Here is a 16,745-nt window from a genome sequence, read left to right on the forward strand (position 1 = left end):
GGGTATCGGGTTCCCACATTCATCCGCACATGTGCGGATGAATGTGGGAGGTGTTCGGATAAAGTTGATAATCAAGGCGATTCCGGAAAATGCGAAAAGAATTGCAGGCGTGTACATTGCACCGCCGAAACGTTGTATCTTTTGCATCATGACGGGGAATCCCCCTCTCTTCATTCGGAGCGACTGCGGTTTTGGCTTCACTCGAGACCGCAGACGCGCCGTTTGCGTGTACCTCGTGCAATAGGACGGGTGGGCCCGCTTCCCTGACTTCTTGCGCTTCTATTTTTATCATATCACTTATCTAGACAAGTTAGCATAAATACAACGGTCGGTAAACGGTTGATTATTGGCCGTAAACGGTATATGTCCAGTATTTCGCCTGTTAAATCTGACATAGTTGATGGCTGCATTTCAATTTTCTTTTCTACTTGTCTAGATGTGCTTGTCTATATCTATAGACATGCCTATACTTCATTACAACATTCACCGCCACGTTAAGGAGTCACCATGAAAAGCGCGGTCTTCTATGGAAAGCACGACCTCAGAGTCGAGGAATCGGCAAAGCCGGCCGTGGGCAGGCGCGACGTTCTGATCAACGTCAAAGCTTGCGGCGTCTGCGGTACCGACGTTCATATCTATGAAGGCGACAAGGGTGCAGCCGACGTTACCCCGCCCACGATCCTTGGTCATGAGTTTGCGGGCGTTGTCGAGGCCGTGGGCAGCGACGTCGCTGGCTTTAAACCGGGCGATCGCGTGTGCATCGACCCAAACCATCCCTGCGGCTGCTGCGAACCCTGCCGCGACGGAATCAACCACTACTGCGAGCATATGACCGGTTACGGCACCACTGTTAACGGCGGCTTTGCCGAGTACTGCTCCGTCGATATGCAGCAAGTCTACAAGTTGGGCGATCACACCAGCTTTGAGCAGGGTGCTATGACCGAGCCCGTCGCCTGCTGCCTGCACGGCATCGATATGTGCAACATCAAGCCCGGCAGCACAGTTGTCGTTATCGGCGGTGGCATGATCGGTCTGCTCATGATGCAGCTTGCTAAAAACGCCGGCGCCACCAAGGTTGTCTTGCTCGAGCCCGTCGAAGGCAAGCGCGAGGTTGCGCTCAAACTCGGCGCCGACCTGGCAATTGATTCCATCCACGAGGACGTCCCGGCCCGCCTGAAGCAGGAGGGCGTCGGCAACGTCGATGTCGTTATCGAGTGTGTTGGCAAGCCCGTCACCATCGAGCAGGCCATCCAGATCGCCGGCCACAAGGCTACGGTCATGATGTTCGGCCTCACCAAGCCCGATGAGACGATCACCGTCAAGCCCTTCGAGGTCTTCCAGAAGGAGCTTGTGCTTACCTCGTCCTACATCAACCCTTATACGCAGCGTCGCGCGCTCGAGCTCATCGACTCTGGCAGGCTCGACGTATCCTCGATGGTCGCCAAGGTGGCTTCCCTCGACGAACTCGGCGCCATCCTGTCAGACCCAGCTCTGCGTGCCATGGGTAAATATATAATCGACCCCAGCAAGTAAATCGATCGACACCTGCGCGAGCGGTCCTCATCCACCGCTCGCGCACTCAGCTCTAGGAGACCGTCGTGGCGCGAGCCATCTTCCAAACTATTTATGACAACGTGAAGCAGTCGATTGACGACGGCACATACGCCTATCAGAGTTATCTGCCTTCGGAGACTGAGCTCACGCAGCTGTTTGACTGTTCGCGCATGACGGTCCGTCGCGCCATCTCGATGCTTGCGGCAGATGGTTACGTGCTCCCCCAGCAAGGCAAAGGCATGCGCGTCATTCGCAACATCAGTGACGAGAAGAGTCGTGGTGGCGGCGGACTCGAGACCTTTAAGGAAATCGCGGCCAGCCGAGGCTTTGAGCTCAAGACTGTCACCACCGTTTTTGAGCTCCTCGTCTGTAGCAAGGCACTCTCCGGGATTACCGGGTTTCCCGAAGGCTGCGAGCTCACACGCGCCAAACGCATCCGTTACGCAAACGGACACGCCGTGTGCTCCGACGACTCCTATTACCTAAGCTCACAGGTACCGGGGCTGACACCCGAGATTGTCAACGACTCGATCTATCGTTACCTCGAAGAAGACCTTGGCATTAAGATTGTCACGGGCAAACGCGATGTAACGATCGAGCATCCCACGCCCGAGGATACGCGCGTGCTCGATCTCGACGACTTTAACGCACTCGCCGTTATACGCGGACAGACCTACAACGCCGACGGTATCCTTATGGAATACACCGAGACCAAACAGGTTCCCGGGTTCTTTTTGCTCCATGAAACCGTGACACGCAACGGTACCGGTCGAACCGGCCACCAAAGCAGCATGAACTAACCATTTATTAGTTGCGGTGGGATAGTTCCTAGAATTGCCAGCTTAAGGGCAAAACAGGAACTATTCCACCGCAACTTTTTTGGCCGGCGGGGCAGTACCTGTCCCACCGGCCATCATTTACGCTCTTTTAGCTAGTCCGCGAGCTTCTCCACCTGGTCGAGCATCTTGTCCAGCTTGGCCTTTGCCTCGGCCTTGACCTTCACAGCTTCTTCGTGAGCCTTCGCCTTCTGGGCGGCCTTTTCCTCGGCTTCGGGATCGACGACGACCAGATTGGACGCGTCGTGCTCAACAAGCTTGAGCGCATGCTCGGGACAAACCTTGACACAGGCGCCGCAGCCTAAACAATACGTGGACTCCAACGCAAAGCGGCCGCTTCCCACCAGATCACAGGCAAACGTGGGACACACGTTGACGCACTCGCCGCACGACGTGCACTTTTCAAAATCGCACTCCGGCGTGCTCACCTGCATATTCTGGGCAAGCTCGGGATGGTTCTGCAGTGTCGAGAGCACCAGCTGCCGCCCATGGGTGAGCGAACGGCGACGCTTGGTCGTCGTGGTGCCGCACATGGTGTTGAGCGTGCGCTCCAGCTGGGTAATCTGATGGCGATGGGCCTTGAGCTTTTGCGTCACCGAGGCCAGCGCCGCCGTCGCCGGGTTGAGCTTGGTCACCGTCAGGCCCGTGGTGCGGGCAATCTTTTCCATGTACTCCTTGCGCTCGTACTCGCGGCGCTTATGGCACTTGAGGCTCTTGGGGTCGACCTCTAGGCCCATACCCGTGCCAGACCACTCTTCGGCCTTCGCAATCGCCTCGCCAAGAATGTCCTCACCGCCGGTGTTGCGGCATTTATCGCACACGCCCAACGGCAGGTACACACTCACGTTGGGATAGTCGGCCAGTACCGAGAACCAGGTCTCTGCCGTAATATCGCCCACGCAGGCAACGACGACCTCGTTTTCACGCGGCATGCGTTTGAGGGCACGCGTGCAGGTGACGTAGGCGGTCTCGTGGCTCGTAGCAGCAGAGACGATATCGTCATACAGGTTTTTAGGCGCCAGGCGCGGCGAGATGATCGCCTCGGTCGGGCAGGCAGCGGCGCACAGACCGCACTTGCGGCAGGAGTCGAGGATCTCGATGGCGTCTTCCTCGACCTCAATAGCGTTGACCGGGCACACGTCCATGCACGCGGTGCAGCCGCTCTTTTCGTTTTTGCAGGTCAGGCATGGAATGGTGTTGCCGCGCGGACGCTCCTTGTAGTCGGCAGGATTCCACTGCGGCGCCGACGGATCGAGTGCATTGGTCACGCCGCCAAGCGGATTTTTAAGAAAGTCGAAACCCTTGCTGATCTCGATAATGTCATCAAACAGATCGTGTTCCTGCGCCATGCGCGGCCCCTCCCTGAGCAGTGCAAACAAGCAAGAGATAATGATACGCTATCGGCCCATGCCTCGGGCAAATTACACGCGGAGCATCTTTGCGGCAAATAGTCTATGGCCTATCGCCGCCTCGATTGCACAAGGTCAATCAAGTGCCAAGCTATGCCTCGCACATGAACTGCACGAGCTTTAGTTTGGTCACCTTGGCCTGTTCGTTAGCCATATTGCGCTCGTTTCTAAAGACCGCATCTGCAACACCCTGCAAATCGGCATCGGAAATCTCGCTGCACGGACCGTCCATCGATGCCGCCGTGGGGCATACGCACAACGGCAACTCGGCATAAAACGCAACGGCCTTGGCGATATCGAGCATTTTGCCGCCGCCAATACCCACTACCATGTCGCAATACTCGGCCTGGGCTTCCTTAGCCATTTCGACAACGGCCTCTTCCGTACACGGACCGTCATAAATCTTAAAGAACGGCTCGCTTAGATCTTCGTCCAGAAATCCATCGACGATCTGCCTGCACAGCCGATCCTCGGTGCCCTGGTCAAACAAGACATAGGCAGCGCAGCCCAACCATGACAAATACCTGCCTTGACGCGACAGTTCGCCCGGCCCCTGAACATACCGGCCGGGACCGCCGTAAACCATAGGAAGCGCCATACGAGAATCCGCCCTTCATCAAACAACGATTGGTGCAAAGTAACCTGACCCCTTTGCACCATAGCAAAAAAGGGGCAAAGCCATCTGCTGGCTTTGCCCCTTCCTTAGCTTGATCTACTCATCCATGAGATAGTAGTGGCCCAGTGCGTCAGCACCCAGAATGGCGTTTGCGACCATCTCGGGCGTCACCTCAAAGGGCATGTTGCACATGGTGTCCTCGGGCGCGCATGCGGCCTCGGCAACAATCATGGCCTGCTCGCGCGTAAGCTCGGCAACGCCAAGTTCCTTCATCGTGACCGGCAGGCCCAGCTCAATGCAGAAGCCCAAGACTTCCTCGAGCTTCTCGGTCGGGGCATCCTCGAGTACCAGCTGGACGATGGTGCCGAAGGCGACCTTCTCGCCGTGATACATGCTGTGGCACTCGGGCAGCATCGTCAGACCATTGTGGATGGCATGAGCAGCGGCAAGGCCCGAGCTCTCAAAGCCAATACCCGAAAGCAGCGTATTGGCCTCGATGATGTGCTCGACGGCAGGCGTGAGCGCACCCTTCTCCAGCGCAACCTTGGCCTTGACGCCATCGGCCATGAGCGTCTCATAGCAGAGCTTGGCGAGCGCCAGGCCGGCCATTCCGCCCTTACCGCCGGCGCAGGTGCCGCCGTCGGCATCGTGCGTCGCCTGGGCCTCGAAATAGGTTGCGAGCGCATCGCCCATACCGGAAACCGTCAGGCGCACCGGGCTCGCCGCGATAACCGTCGTATCCATAAGGACGATATTGGGGTTTGCCTTAAGGAAGAGGTACTTGTCGAACTGGCCGTCATCGGTATAGAGCACCGAAAGCGCCGAACACGGGGCATCGGTCGAAGCGATGGTGGGGCAAATGATAACCGGGGACTCCAGGTAATAGGCGACGGCCTTCGCGGTGTCGAGGATCTTGCCGCCACCGACGCCGACGATGATGTCGCAACCGTTGTCGCGAGCGAGCGCAACCAGTCGATTGACCTCGCCCTTGGAGCACTCACCGTTAAAGTCCTCAAACAGCAGCTCGGCCTTAGCCTCGGCAAAGCCGCCCTCGATCTTGGCACCGACGCGCTTCTTGCCCGAAGGCGTCACGATGACGAGGGCCTTAGCGCCGAGCGGCTCGACATAGGAGCCGAGCTTGGCCAGCTCGTCCGGGCCCTGGATGTACTTGCTGGGGCTATTGAAAATTGCAGCCATAACTATCCCATTCTCTAAAAAAGAAAGGGGCTCCGTACAGATGCGTGCGGAGCCCCTCGTTGCGATAACAAGAGTCGATTAGAAATCGATGTCGGTGTCGTAGTAGCAGGCCTTGAGAATCTTCTCGAAGTCGGCAGCCTTGGTCTCACGCGGGTTCTCAGGCGTGCAGGCGTCGGTCTCGGCGTTCGCGGCGATCTCGGGCAGCTTGGCGAGGAACTCCTCCTCGGAAACCATCTGCGGGTTCTCGGCGTCGACCTTCACGCCACCATTCGCGTAATCCTTGATGGACTGCGGGATGTTGAGCTGGTCGTTGAGGTCGCGAATCTTCTGGACGAGCGCGGCGATGAGCTCCTCGTTGGTCTCGCCGGGAAGGTGCAGGATCTCCTTGGCCACGTAAGCGTAACGCTCGGCAGCACGCGGGTCCTTGGAGTTCCACTGGATGACCTTGCCAAGGTACATAGCGTTAGCAGCACCGTGGATGATGTGACCGTTCTCGAAGGCTGCACCGGTCTTGTGAGCCATGGAGTGAACGATGCCGAGCAGGCCCGAGGAGAAGGCGATACCGGCGATGCACTGAGCCTCGTGCATGTGCTGACGGGCCTCATGGTCGCCAGCATAGGACTTGGGCAGCCACTCAACGATCTCGCGGATGCCGTGCAGAGCGTTGGCGTCGGTGAACATAGAGGCGCAGGTGGAAACGTAGGCCTCCATGCAGTGGGTCAGAGCATCCATGCCGGTGTGAGCGCACAGCTTGGCGGGCATGGTGTAGGTGAGCTCGGGGTCGACGATGGCGACATCAGGGGTGATGTTGAAGTCGGCCAGCGGGTACTTGATGCCCTTTTCGTAATCCGTGATGACGGAGAATGCGGTGACCTCGGTAGCGGTGCCGGAGGTAGAGGAAATGGCGCAGAAGTGAGCCTTCTGACGCAGCTCGGGGAAGCTGAACGGCTGGATAATGTTGTCGAAGGACTCCTCGGGATACTCGTAGAAGACCCACATGGCCTTAGCAGCATCGATGGGCGAACCGCCGCCGATAGCAACGATCCAGTCGGGCTCGAAGTCGCGCATAGCGGCTGCGCCCTTCATGACGGTCTCGATGGAGGGATCGGACTCGACGCCCTCGAACAGCTTGACCTCCATGCCGGCCTCTTTGAGGTCGGCCTCAACGTCCTGCAGGAACCCGCCGCGGCGCATAGAGCTGCCGCCAGAAACGATGATGGCCTTCTTACCCTTGAGGTTCTTCACCTCGTGGCGAGCGCCCTCACCAAAGTACAGATCGCGAGGATTGGTAAAACGTCCCATACTGTGCCTCCTAAACAAGCCCCTCTTAGACTTGCGTATATAACGGAGCACCCAATTGGCTCCGTTAGGACCGGTTTGCGCGTTGCCGGCGATGACAATGCGCGATGTCTAAACGTCTCAACGCTCAGACAAACACTATTTTACCGTTCTGGTTGGTCAGTTATTCACCTAAAGCCGCCAATGATGAAACGTTTTTTCTATCCCTGAAGACCCTTGTGCGGCATTCATACTCCCAAGCTGGGCAAACGTTTTATCAAGGTTGACTACATATCCCGGGCAGGACCGTGCCCCTCCAAAATATGCACCGTTCGCCGCCAAAAATCGACCGTTTGCGGCACCGTGATACCACTCGGTCGTCCAAGGTGCCGACATTTGTGCGACATCCGTCTTCGTGGTGCAAAGGTGCAAGTCCAAGTGCGGCACCCCCGTTGTGCCACATGCGGGTAAACTAGAACTTTATATAGAAACATTTGAACCCTAACCGCAGCAAAGGAGGCCCCATGGCATTCGATCCCATTCAAGAGAATTGCCATCGCCTCGTTCTTGAGGCCTTGCGCCGCGACAATATCCCGCTCACCGACGCTGCCGCCGTAGAGCATCTGATGGAACAATTCACCCGCAACCCCGCACCGCTCATCGTGCACGACCGCGACCGCGCCGGGCACCTCATTGCCAAGGTGGTCGAGGCTGTCGACTACCGCATTCCCTTTATCCCTGACGATACCCAGGCAGAGCAGGAAGAGGCAGCTGCCGAGAACATGCTCCGCGAGGCAGCCGTGCTCGACCCCACCAACTGGGACGCTCAGCGCATGCTGACCGCCCTCGCCGCCGAATCCAACGAGGAATACGTGCAGTATCTGGTGTCCAAGTGCGACGAGGTGGAGCACGATCTGGCGCTTAAGATCGCCTCGGCGCAGGACCCCTACGAGCGCGAGGCCGCTGGCGACCTTATGCGCCGCCCCTACCTGCGCTGGCTTGCCGCCTTGGCATCGCGCGCGCTCATTAGCGGCCGCTATCGCATGTCGCTCGAAGCCGCAAACCGCAGCCTCGACTTTTCCCCCAACGATCCTGCCGGCGTCCGCCACACCGCGATGCTCGCCATGGCAAAGCTCGAATACCCCGCCGAGGAGCTCAAGCGCTTTCGCTCTGCCCACTCCGTCCCCTATCTCGCCAACACGCCGCTGCGCCGTCGTCCCAAGGATGCGGAGCGCGACTTGGACCCGTGGACGCTCATCGCGCTGATGAGCGCTGCCTGGCGCGAGCTGGACTACGAGGGTGCCGAGCACTACTTGCGCATCCTTGCACGCTCGTGCCCGCACGCAGCCGAGGCACTCTACTTCCAAACCGAGTTTCCCGATGGCGTCTATGCCCGCGTCAACGTAGGCGTAGGCTCCACCGACGAGCTTGTCCTCGCGCTGTCCGAGGCGACGCCGGTGCTGCAGGAGGGCCTGGGCGCCCCCGACAACGCCAGCTTTGCCGCCTGGGTCGCCACCAACGATATCGTGCGTTCCCAAATCGATGAGCGCATCCTGCAGGCGGCCGAGCAGGGTTTGCCGTTTAAGGGAGGAGACCTCTAATGGATCCGAGCGTCTACATCCCCGCCTACCTGGAGCGCACCTATCTGGCGTCGCACCCCGAGCTCACCGATGCAGCACGCGAGCTTGTCCATAACGACATTAGCGCGAATCCCCAAAAGTATGCGCAGTCCGAGCATGCCCAGGCGCTGCTGTCCTACGCCGGTGTTCATCGCCACCTGCTCGACGAGCTCCATCGCATCGAGGACATGGGCAGTGACGAGGAGTTCGAACAGACGCGTAATCGCCTGTTCGACGACATGCGCGATGAGCTGCTCAAAATTGTCCGCGTCGATGCACATGTCCTCGATGCCCAGCTGCTCGCCATCATTTTGGCGGACACGCCCGTTGACGCCTGCCTGAGCGACCTGATGAAGCTCGAGGCGACCACGACCGATTACCTGCAGCAAAGTGTGCCCGGGTTCGATATGGAGGCCCCACACTACTGGGCCAACAAAGTTTTGACGGACGGCGTGACGGCGGCAGATCTCACCGTGAACGAGCCGGCACTTATCGGGTGGCTCCACACGCTTGAGGCCATCTCGCAGCTGTGCATGGCGAGCGCCCGCTACCGTGCTGCCGCCAACTACGCCCGCCGTGTTCTTAAGGCAGAAGGCTATCCCACCCGAGCTGCGGGCACCGTGCTACTCGCCCTCGCTCGCTTGGAAGACGAGGACGGCTTTTTTGCCCTGGCCCACCAGCTCGAGGAAGAGATCGGGGCTGACGCGCTCGAGAACTCTCCTTGGTATCTGCTCGCCCGCACGATTCTGCTGTTCAAAACAAACAAGATGCGCCCGGCGACACGCGCGCTGCGTGAGTTTGCCAACCGTTGCGAGGGCGGCGCGTTCTTCTTGCTGAACCCCATGTACCAGACGCCGTACCTTCCCTGCCGGCCCGAGCCGCGCGATCCCTGGGATCTTTCGCACCAGGCCGTTTGGGAAGCGGACGGCATTATCTCGGACACTCCCGACTTTGCCCCCTGGGCCAATGCCTGTGAAGACGTGTCACAGCTTGCCCAGGAATTTGCGCGCCGCTACGGTTTTTAGTGACGCACTCGACCCGACCATGTCGTTTACGTTAGGAACGGTTTCATGAACCTCCGCTCATCTCTCGCCTGCACCTCGAGCGATATCGCCCGCTGGGGACTGCGCTCCGTCCTTAAGCGCCAGGGCGGCGTACTCCCCGGCCGCATCGCCATGAAGATCGATCCCGAGTTGCTGAGCGACCTCGCTGGCCTTGTCGACCGCAGCGTGGTGATTACGGGCACTAATGGCAAGACCACCACCTCCAACCTCATCGCCGACGCCGTTGCCGCCAGCGGCGCCACCGTGGTATGCAACCGCGCCGGCAACAACATGGAGCCGGGCGTGGTGGGCGCACTGCTCGAAGCGCGCAGCGGCCTCAAGCGAGCCGGTGGCGGCAAGCGCGTGGGCGTTTTTGAGTGCGATGAGCTTTACACCGTACGCGTCCTGCCCAAGCTCAAGCCGACCTACTTTGTGCTGCTCAACCTGTTCCGCGACCAGCTGGACCGCTACGGCGAGATCGACCACACCCAGGACGTCATCGCCCACGCGCTGGAGCTTTCGCCGGCAACGACACTCATCTATAACGCCGACGACCCGCTGTGCGCCTCGATTGCCGCGCGCGTTCCCAACGCGAGTATTGCCTTTGGCATCGACGGCGCCACCAACACCGAGTCCGACCGTATTAGCGACTCACGTTTTTGCTCACAGTGCAACGCGCCGCTGGAGTATGACTACGTGCAATACGGCCAGCTCGGCGCCTACCATTGCCCCTCGTGCGGCTGGGCCCGCCCTGCGCTTGTCCGTCGCGTGACGGGCGTGGAGCTCGGCTGCGACGGCTACGGCTTTGACCTGGTCTTTGGATCTGCGTCCGACGCAGCTGCCGTACACATCGCCACGCGCTACAACGACCTGTACATGGTCTACAACGTTGCCGCTGCATTCTTTGCCGCACATGAGTTAGGCGTGGATACGGCGCACCTGCAGCCCACGCTCGATGCCTACGTCCCCGCCGGCGGACGCATGGGCCGCTGGGATATCGCCGGCCGCACCGTCGAGGCCAACCTGGCTAAGAATCCCGTAGGCTTCGATCGACAAATCCAGTCCATCAAGACGGCAGGCGGCAGACTCTGCGCTTTCTTCCTCAACGATAACGATGCCGACGGCCACGATGTATCGTGGATCTACGACGTCGACTTTGAGCGCATCGCCGACACGCCGGGTCTTGTCGCCTTTGCCGGAGGCACGCGCGCGCACGACATGCAGGTGCGCCTCAAGTACGCCGGCATCGATGCCGCGATTATCTCGGACGTCGCGCAGGCAATTGGCGCCGTGGCAGACGAGGCCGCCGATGACACCTTCTACGCCGTCGCCAACTACACGGCCTTCCCGCCGCTGGTCAAGGAGCTCGACGGGCTGAAAGGCGCCACCGCCGACGCTGTTGCTGGGCGCGCCGTAGCCCGTGCCGACGGCAGCGCTCTTCCTGTCGGTATCGCGCCAGTCGAGCTTTCGCGCCCGCTGCGCATCGTCTACCTGTATCCCGATGCCCTTAACCTCTACGGCGACGGCGGCAATGTTATCGCCCTCGAGCGCCGCTGCGCCTGGCGTGGCATTCCCGTGCGCGTGGACGAGGTCCGTATGGGCGAATCACTCGATCTCACCGATGCCGATATCGTCATGATGGGTGGCGGCTCCGACCGCGACCAGCTAGCCGTGGCACACGAGCTGCTCGCCCAAAAAGACAAGGTCGCGGCCTATGTTGAGGACGGCGGCACACTGCTTGCCATCTGTGGCAGCTATCAGCTGCTCGGCCGTTCGTACTACATGGGCGACGATCGCATTGAGGGCCTGGGCGTCATTGCCGCCGAAACCGTACGTGGCTCCGATCGCCTGATCGGCAACGTAGCCGTCAAAACCGATCTGGCACCTGAGCCCTTTGTGGGATTCGAGAACCATGGGGGTCGCACCCTGCTCGACGCGGAGGCAACGCCGCTCGGAACGTCCGTCGTCGCGGGCACCGGCAACAACGGCGACGATGGCTTTGAGGGCATCATCTACAAGGGTGTCATCGGCACGTACCTGCATGGCCCGGCGCTGCCCAAGAACCCCGAACTCGCTGACTGGCTGATCGCGCACACCCTCGAGCGGCGCGGCGATGCGCAGGCCACAGCCCTGCTGCCGCTCAAGCCCCTCGACGACACCTGCGAGCGCGCCGCCCACGACGCCGCCATGAAGCTCCTCCCCTAGCACCTCACAACCACAAAGGGGACAGGCACCTTTGTGGTGGTTTTTCAGTTTGCCAACGATATGTGAACGGCTAAAAAAGTCTGCTATACTCTTTCCCGCTGTCCCCATCGTCTAGCGGCCAAGGACGCCACCCTTTCAAGGTGGATATCGCGGGTTCGAATCCCGCTGGGGGCACCATTTGAATTGAAGAGCCCGTTACCCTCGCGGTAGCGGGCTTTTTGCTACCCATGCGCCGGGATTCGAACCCGACAGGGTGCGGAGCTGAGGAAACGCGAAGCGTTTTCCAGCGCAGCACGCAAGGAGCGAAGCGACGCGGCGAAAGCGGGCGGCGTCAGCCGCACGCGGACATCCCGCTGGGGGCACCATTTAAACTGAGAAGCCCGTTGCCCTTGCAGTGACGGGCTTTTTGCTACCGATATGCCGGGATTCGAACCCGACAGGGTGCGAATCCCGGCATCATCGCAAGGCCTGTGGGCAAAAAATAGCAAATATGAGTACTGTTACCATTTTAGTAACAGCAATTTCATGCCTTCAGAAGACGATTTAGCCGTCAGGCGTCCTACGGCGGAAAAATTGCAGACGTTTATCGGCTAAGTACTTGGACATATGTTGCGTAACACTACATATTTTGCAAATAAATAATGTTACAGGACTTGTGACAGTACTCATATTTGACGTTTTTTGCCCATAGCCCTTTATACCTAGGCAAATCGGCGGCAAAACGGGCTTCAAAGCGCCCTTCGCAAACAAAAACCGGGGCCCGCATGATGCGGACCCCGGCTCAATACCGTGACGATATGTCAGTTACGCTCTACACGTAGAACAGGATGTCGTCATAGGTCGGGACCGGCCAGTAGTCGGCGGCCACGATCTCCTCCATGGCATCCACGGCGGCGCGCAGCGTATCCATAGCGGGAACGACCTCATGTGCATACACGTTGGCCTGCTCCTGACCATCGAGGCCCTCGGCCTTCTGATGCACGGCGTCGAGCGCCTTGATGGAGTCGTTGATGGTGGTGATACCGTTGCAGAGCTTGTTGAGCGTGTTCTGCTCGCACTGCATGGCGGCCTCGGCACCGGCGGCACGAATAGTCTCAAGGCCCTTAGCGACCTTGGTGGCATAGGCGGTAATGACCGGGCGATAGGTACGACGCGCCTCGCGAACCATCGTGGTAGCCTCGATGTTCATGAGCTTGTTGTACTTCTCGAGCTTGCAGTCGTAGCGGCACTGAGCCTCGGCCTTGGTCAGGACACCCGTCTCCTCGAAGAGCGCGATAGCCTTATCGGAAACAAAGGCGGGCAGGGCATCGGCCGTGGTCTTGTTGTTGGCAAGGCCGCGCTTCTCGGCCTCGATGGGCCACTCGTCGGAGTAGCCATCGCCGGAGAAGAGGATGCGCTGGTGGTCAGTCAGGACCTTCTTGCAGTACTCGAGCGCGGCGTCCTGGAACTTATCCTCGGGCGTACCCTCGAGTGCGTCGGCGAAGGACTTGAGCGACTTGGCCACGGCAGCATCGAGCACCAGGTTGGAGTCGGAGACGTTCTGCTCGGAGCCGCAGGCACGGAACTCGAACTTGTTGCCGGTGAAGGCAAACGGGGAGGTGCGGTTGCGGTCGGTGTTGTCCTGCATCAGCTTGGGCAGGGTATCGGCACCCAGGTCAAGCACGCCGCGCGTGGCATGGACGGAAGCCTTGCCATCGATGATCTTCTCAACGACCTCGGTAAGCTGGTCGCCCAGGAAGATGGACATAATCGCCGGAGGAGCCTCGTTGGCGCCCAGACGATGATCGTTGCCGGCCGAGGCAACGGAGGCACGCAGGAGCTCCTGATAGTTATCGACGGCCTCGATCACCGCGGTGAGGAAGACGATGAACTGCAGGTTGTCGAGCGGGGTGTCGCCCGGGTCGAGCAGGTTCTCGGACTCGGTGCCAAGCGACCAGTTGTTGTGCTTGCCCGAACCGTTGATGCCCTCGAAGGGCTTCTCGTGCAGCAGGCAGACCAAGTCGTGACGGGAGGCGATGAGCTTCATCTTCTCCATCATGACCAGATTCTGGTCGATGGCCTCGTTGACCTCGCCATAGACAGGGGCGAGCTCATGCTGGCAGGGAGCGACCTCGTTGTGCTTGGTCTTGGCGGGAATGCCGAGCGCCCACAGCTCATCGTCCAGGTCCTTCATGTAGGCCGAGACGGTGGGGCGGATAGCGCCAAAGTAGTGCTCCTCGAGCTCCTGGCCCTTGCAGGGAGCAGCGCCAAAGAGGGTGCGACCGGTGATGACCAGGTCCCTGCGCTTGCGGTAAGCGTCCTTCTTGATCAGGAAGTACTCCTGCTCATCGCCCACGGAAGGAACGACCTTCTTGGGGGTCTTGCCAAACAGCGCCAAAACGCGCTTGGACTCACGCGAGAGCGCGGTCATGGAGCGCAGCAGCGGGGTCTTCTTGTCCAGGGCCTCGCCCGTGTAGGAGCAGAAAGCCGTGGGGATGCACAGGACATCGTCCTTAATGAATGCGGGGCTAGTGGGATCCCAAGCGGTGTAGCCACGGGCCTCGAAGGTGGCACGCAGGCCGCCGTTGGGGAAGCTGGAAGCATCGGGCTCGCCCTGGATGAGGTTCTTGCCCGTAAACTTGGTGATGGCGGTGCCGTCGTGGTTGGGCTCGAGGAAGCTATCGTGCTTCTCGGAAGTAATGCCCGAAAGCGGCTGGAACCAGTGCGCGTAGTGTGTAGCGCCCTTGGAGATGGCCCAGACCTTCATAGCGTGGGCAACAGCGTTGGCCACATCCAGGTCGAGCGGCTCACCGTCCTCGAGGGTTGCAGCAAGGCGCTTCCAAATGTCCTTGGGGAGGTAGTCCTTCATGACTTCCTCAGAGAACACCATGGTCCCGAAGCGGTCAGTAAGTTCGGCCATACGGAACTCCCTTCGTATCGGCACCGCGTGAGAAGCGGTGTTGATTACTAACGAACGAGTCATAGCTTAGACTCGCCGTGTTTCCGCGACATTACCGTTATGTTGCTGTCGCGAAACCAATCAATGAGGTTACCCTATCGAGGCGGCGTTGCCACCCTCAACAGCCAATCAACTGCATAAATTGCAGACCTCTCCCCATGGTTTAAGGGTAGTCAATTTGAGATGGAGCTCTATTAACTGGTATTTTGCATCAGATACCAGTCTTTATAGCCCCATCCTAGATTGACCGCCCTGTTATAGGGAATGCCGATAGCAAGGCATCTTTGATTGGTATCCCCAAATAGCGAGTGAAACTCCACCGTGACACAGCGGTGCTGTAGAATCCTTACAACACATCACACTATTATGTATCTAGAGGAGCACGATATGCGCGTCGACGAGGTTTTTAAGCAGGCAGCATCCCAGGGCACCGCGCCCGTTTCGTTTGAGATGTTCCCGCCCAAGGGCGAGCTCACCCTCGACACGGCTCGCGAAGTGGCAGGCAATCTGTGCAAGCTTTCGCCGAGCTTTGTCTCGGTCACCTGCTCGGCCGGCGGCTCGGGCAACGGTGCCACCACCGCCCCCATCGCGCATATGATTTCGAGCGAATTCGACACGCCCTCGGTGGCACACCTCACCTGCGTGGGCCGCACCCACGCCGACATCGCCGCCAAGATCGACGAGTATCGCACCGCCGGCGTTGAAAACATTCTGGCCCTGCGTGGCGATCTCCCTGCCGGCGCGACCGAGGACGACAAGCCCGCCTCCGACTACGCCTACGCCCGCGACCTCATCCCCGAGCTCGTCGACGCCGGCTTTTGCGTGGGCGCCGCAGCCTACCCCGAGGGCCACATTGCCTGTGTGGATCTCAACCTCTCGGTCGAACACCTCAAGCAAAAACAGGACGCCGGCGCGAGCTTCTTTGTGACACAGCTCTTCTTTGATAACGAGTGCTTCTACCGTTTTCGCGAGCTTGCCGACAAGGCCGGTATCACCGTGCCCATTACCGCGGGCATCATGCCGTTTATGGGCAAGTCGCAGATCAGCCGCATGGTCTTTATGTGCGGCGCGTCGCTGCCCTCCCCCGTCATCAAGATTCTCGCCAAGTACGAGAACGACCCCGAGAGCCTGCAGGCAGCCGGTGTAGATTATGCCGCCCGCCAGCTTTGCGACCTCAAGGAGCACGGCGCCGACGGCCTGCACCTGTACACTATGAACCGTCCTGCGATCGCCGCGACCATTATGGAGCGCCTGGGGTAATGGAAAAACCGCACATCGATACAACCGCTGTCGAAGTGCCGGCCGACCTTGCGTCGCCGGCGCTTTACCGTGTCGATGCTGCGCACCATCCCCGTGTCGACCGTGCCGAGATGCTGCGGTATCTGGGTTACGGCGGCCAGCAGATTGAACCCGAGCTGTCACGACGTATTGAGCTTGTGGTCGAGCGTCTGGAACTTGACATTGAGCCCCGTGGCGTGCGCCGCGTGTTTGCCGTCGATGCCACGGGCGTGGACGAACAAAGTGAGCCTTGCATTCACTTGGTCGGCACCAACGTTGAGCTGCGAGGTCGCGATATCTATCGACATCTCAAAGATGCCCGCTTTGCCGCGCTCATGGCATGTACCCTCGGCATGGACGCCGAGCGTCGCCTGCGCACCACGGGAGCCCAACATCCCCTGGAGGGCGCCGTGCTCGACGCCGCGTGCTCCGCTTACGTAGAAGCCGCCGTTGAGCAAATGGACCAGCAGGTCAAGACGGACGCCGCCGTTCATGGGCTCGCCGGCAACTGGCGCTTTAGTCCCGGCTACGGCGACTGCCCGCTCTCGGCCCAGCGCTCGATCGTCAATGCGCTCAACGCCACGCGGCTCATCGGGCTTACCGTCACACCCACCAGCCTGCTCATGCCCACCAAAAGCGTGACCGCGGTGATCGGCCTATTCGACGGCGAAGTCCACGACGCCCAGAGCCGCCCCACCTGCAATATCTGCCGCATGCGCGAGCACTGCCGCTTCCGCGCCGCCCACACCACCTGCTATTCCAGCCATTAGGA

At 59.8% G+C, this 16,745-nt stretch carries 12 protein-coding genes and 1 tRNA gene; 8 read left to right on the forward strand and 5 right to left on the reverse strand.

The genetic code is table 11. From position 1 onward, the window contains the following. Positions 1-507 precede the first annotated feature (507 nt). Both I4W09_RS01800 and I4W09_RS01805 read left to right on the forward strand, forming a co-directional pair. Positions 508-1,533 (forward strand): zinc-dependent alcohol dehydrogenase family protein, encoded by a 1,026-nt coding sequence (locus I4W09_RS01800; protein ID WP_118387611.1) that lies wholly within the window; start codon positions 508-510, stop codon positions 1,531-1,533. Between the two features lie 65 nt (positions 1,534-1,598). Next, positions 1,599-2,354 (forward strand): GntR family transcriptional regulator, encoded by a 756-nt coding sequence (locus I4W09_RS01805; RefSeq protein ID WP_196031414.1) that lies wholly within the window; start codon positions 1,599-1,601, stop codon positions 2,352-2,354. 131 nt (positions 2,355-2,485) lie between these two features. Here I4W09_RS01805 and I4W09_RS01810 read toward each other — a convergent pair whose 3' ends face one another. From I4W09_RS01810 to I4W09_RS01825, 4 genes are all read right to left on the reverse strand, one after another. Then, positions 2,486-3,739: a 4Fe-4S binding protein gene (locus tag I4W09_RS01810; protein WP_196031415.1), complete on the reverse strand. Its 1,254-nt coding sequence runs from the start codon at positions 3,737-3,739 to the stop codon at positions 2,486-2,488. A 151-nt stretch (positions 3,740-3,890) separates the two neighbouring features. Next, entirely contained in the window at positions 3,891-4,397 is a 507-nt protein-coding gene (locus I4W09_RS01815; RefSeq protein ID WP_196031416.1) for an iron-containing alcohol dehydrogenase, read from the reverse strand. A gap of 114 nt (positions 4,398-4,511) precedes the next feature. Continuing rightward, a complete protein-coding gene (locus I4W09_RS01820) occupies positions 4,512-5,612 on the reverse strand; it encodes a glycerol dehydrogenase (RefSeq protein WP_196031417.1) in 1,101 nt (366 codons plus the stop codon). A gap of 78 nt (positions 5,613-5,690) precedes the next feature. Continuing rightward, positions 5,691-6,914: an iron-containing alcohol dehydrogenase gene (locus I4W09_RS01825; RefSeq protein WP_195240295.1), complete on the reverse strand. Its 1,224-nt coding sequence runs from the start codon at positions 6,912-6,914 to the stop codon at positions 5,691-5,693. A gap of 500 nt (positions 6,915-7,414) precedes the next feature. On the opposite strand from I4W09_RS01825, the gene I4W09_RS01830 reads away from it, so the two are divergent. From I4W09_RS01830 to I4W09_RS01850, 4 genes are all read left to right on the forward strand, one after another. After that, the gene (locus I4W09_RS01830; protein ID WP_196031418.1) at positions 7,415-8,491 is read left to right on the forward strand and encodes a hypothetical protein; all 1,077 of its coding nucleotides are present in this window, start codon (positions 7,415-7,417) and stop codon (positions 8,489-8,491) included. After that, on the forward strand, positions 8,491-9,534 hold the full coding sequence (locus tag I4W09_RS01835; protein WP_196031419.1) for a hypothetical protein: 1,044 nt from the start codon (positions 8,491-8,493) through the stop codon (positions 9,532-9,534). The genes I4W09_RS01830 and I4W09_RS01835 overlap by 1 nt, the downstream gene beginning before the upstream one ends. A 45-nt stretch (positions 9,535-9,579) precedes the next feature. Beyond that, the gene (locus tag I4W09_RS10310; protein ID WP_230318613.1) at positions 9,580-11,757 is read left to right on the forward strand and encodes a MurT ligase domain-containing protein; all 2,178 of its coding nucleotides are present in this window, start codon (positions 9,580-9,582) and stop codon (positions 11,755-11,757) included. 100 nt (positions 11,758-11,857) lie between these two features. Further along, positions 11,858-11,934: transfer RNA gene (locus tag I4W09_RS01850), tRNA-Glu, on the forward strand. Positions 11,935-12,568: 634 nt separating this feature from the next. Here I4W09_RS01850 and I4W09_RS01855 read toward each other — a convergent pair. After that, entirely contained in the window at positions 12,569-14,656 is a 2,088-nt protein-coding gene (locus I4W09_RS01855) for a glutamine synthetase III family protein (protein WP_196031420.1), read from the reverse strand. Positions 14,657-15,082: 426 nt separating this feature from the next. Between I4W09_RS01855 and I4W09_RS01860 the strand changes: the two genes are divergently transcribed. Both I4W09_RS01860 and I4W09_RS01865 read left to right on the forward strand, forming a co-directional pair. Further along, positions 15,083-15,955, forward strand: a complete 873-nt coding sequence (locus I4W09_RS01860; protein WP_196031421.1) for a methylenetetrahydrofolate reductase — start codon at positions 15,083-15,085, stop codon at positions 15,953-15,955. Continuing rightward, positions 15,955-16,743 carry a hypothetical protein gene (locus tag I4W09_RS01865; protein WP_196031422.1) on the forward strand — a complete coding sequence of 263 codons (789 nt, stop codon included), beginning with the start codon at positions 15,955-15,957 and terminating at the stop codon, positions 16,741-16,743. Before I4W09_RS01860 ends, I4W09_RS01865 begins: the two co-directional genes overlap by 1 nt. Positions 16,744-16,745 lie beyond the last annotated feature (2 nt).

The organism is Collinsella aerofaciens, from assembly GCF_015670795.1.
GTDB lineage: Bacteria > Actinomycetota > Coriobacteriia > Coriobacteriales > Coriobacteriaceae > Collinsella > Collinsella aerofaciens_Q.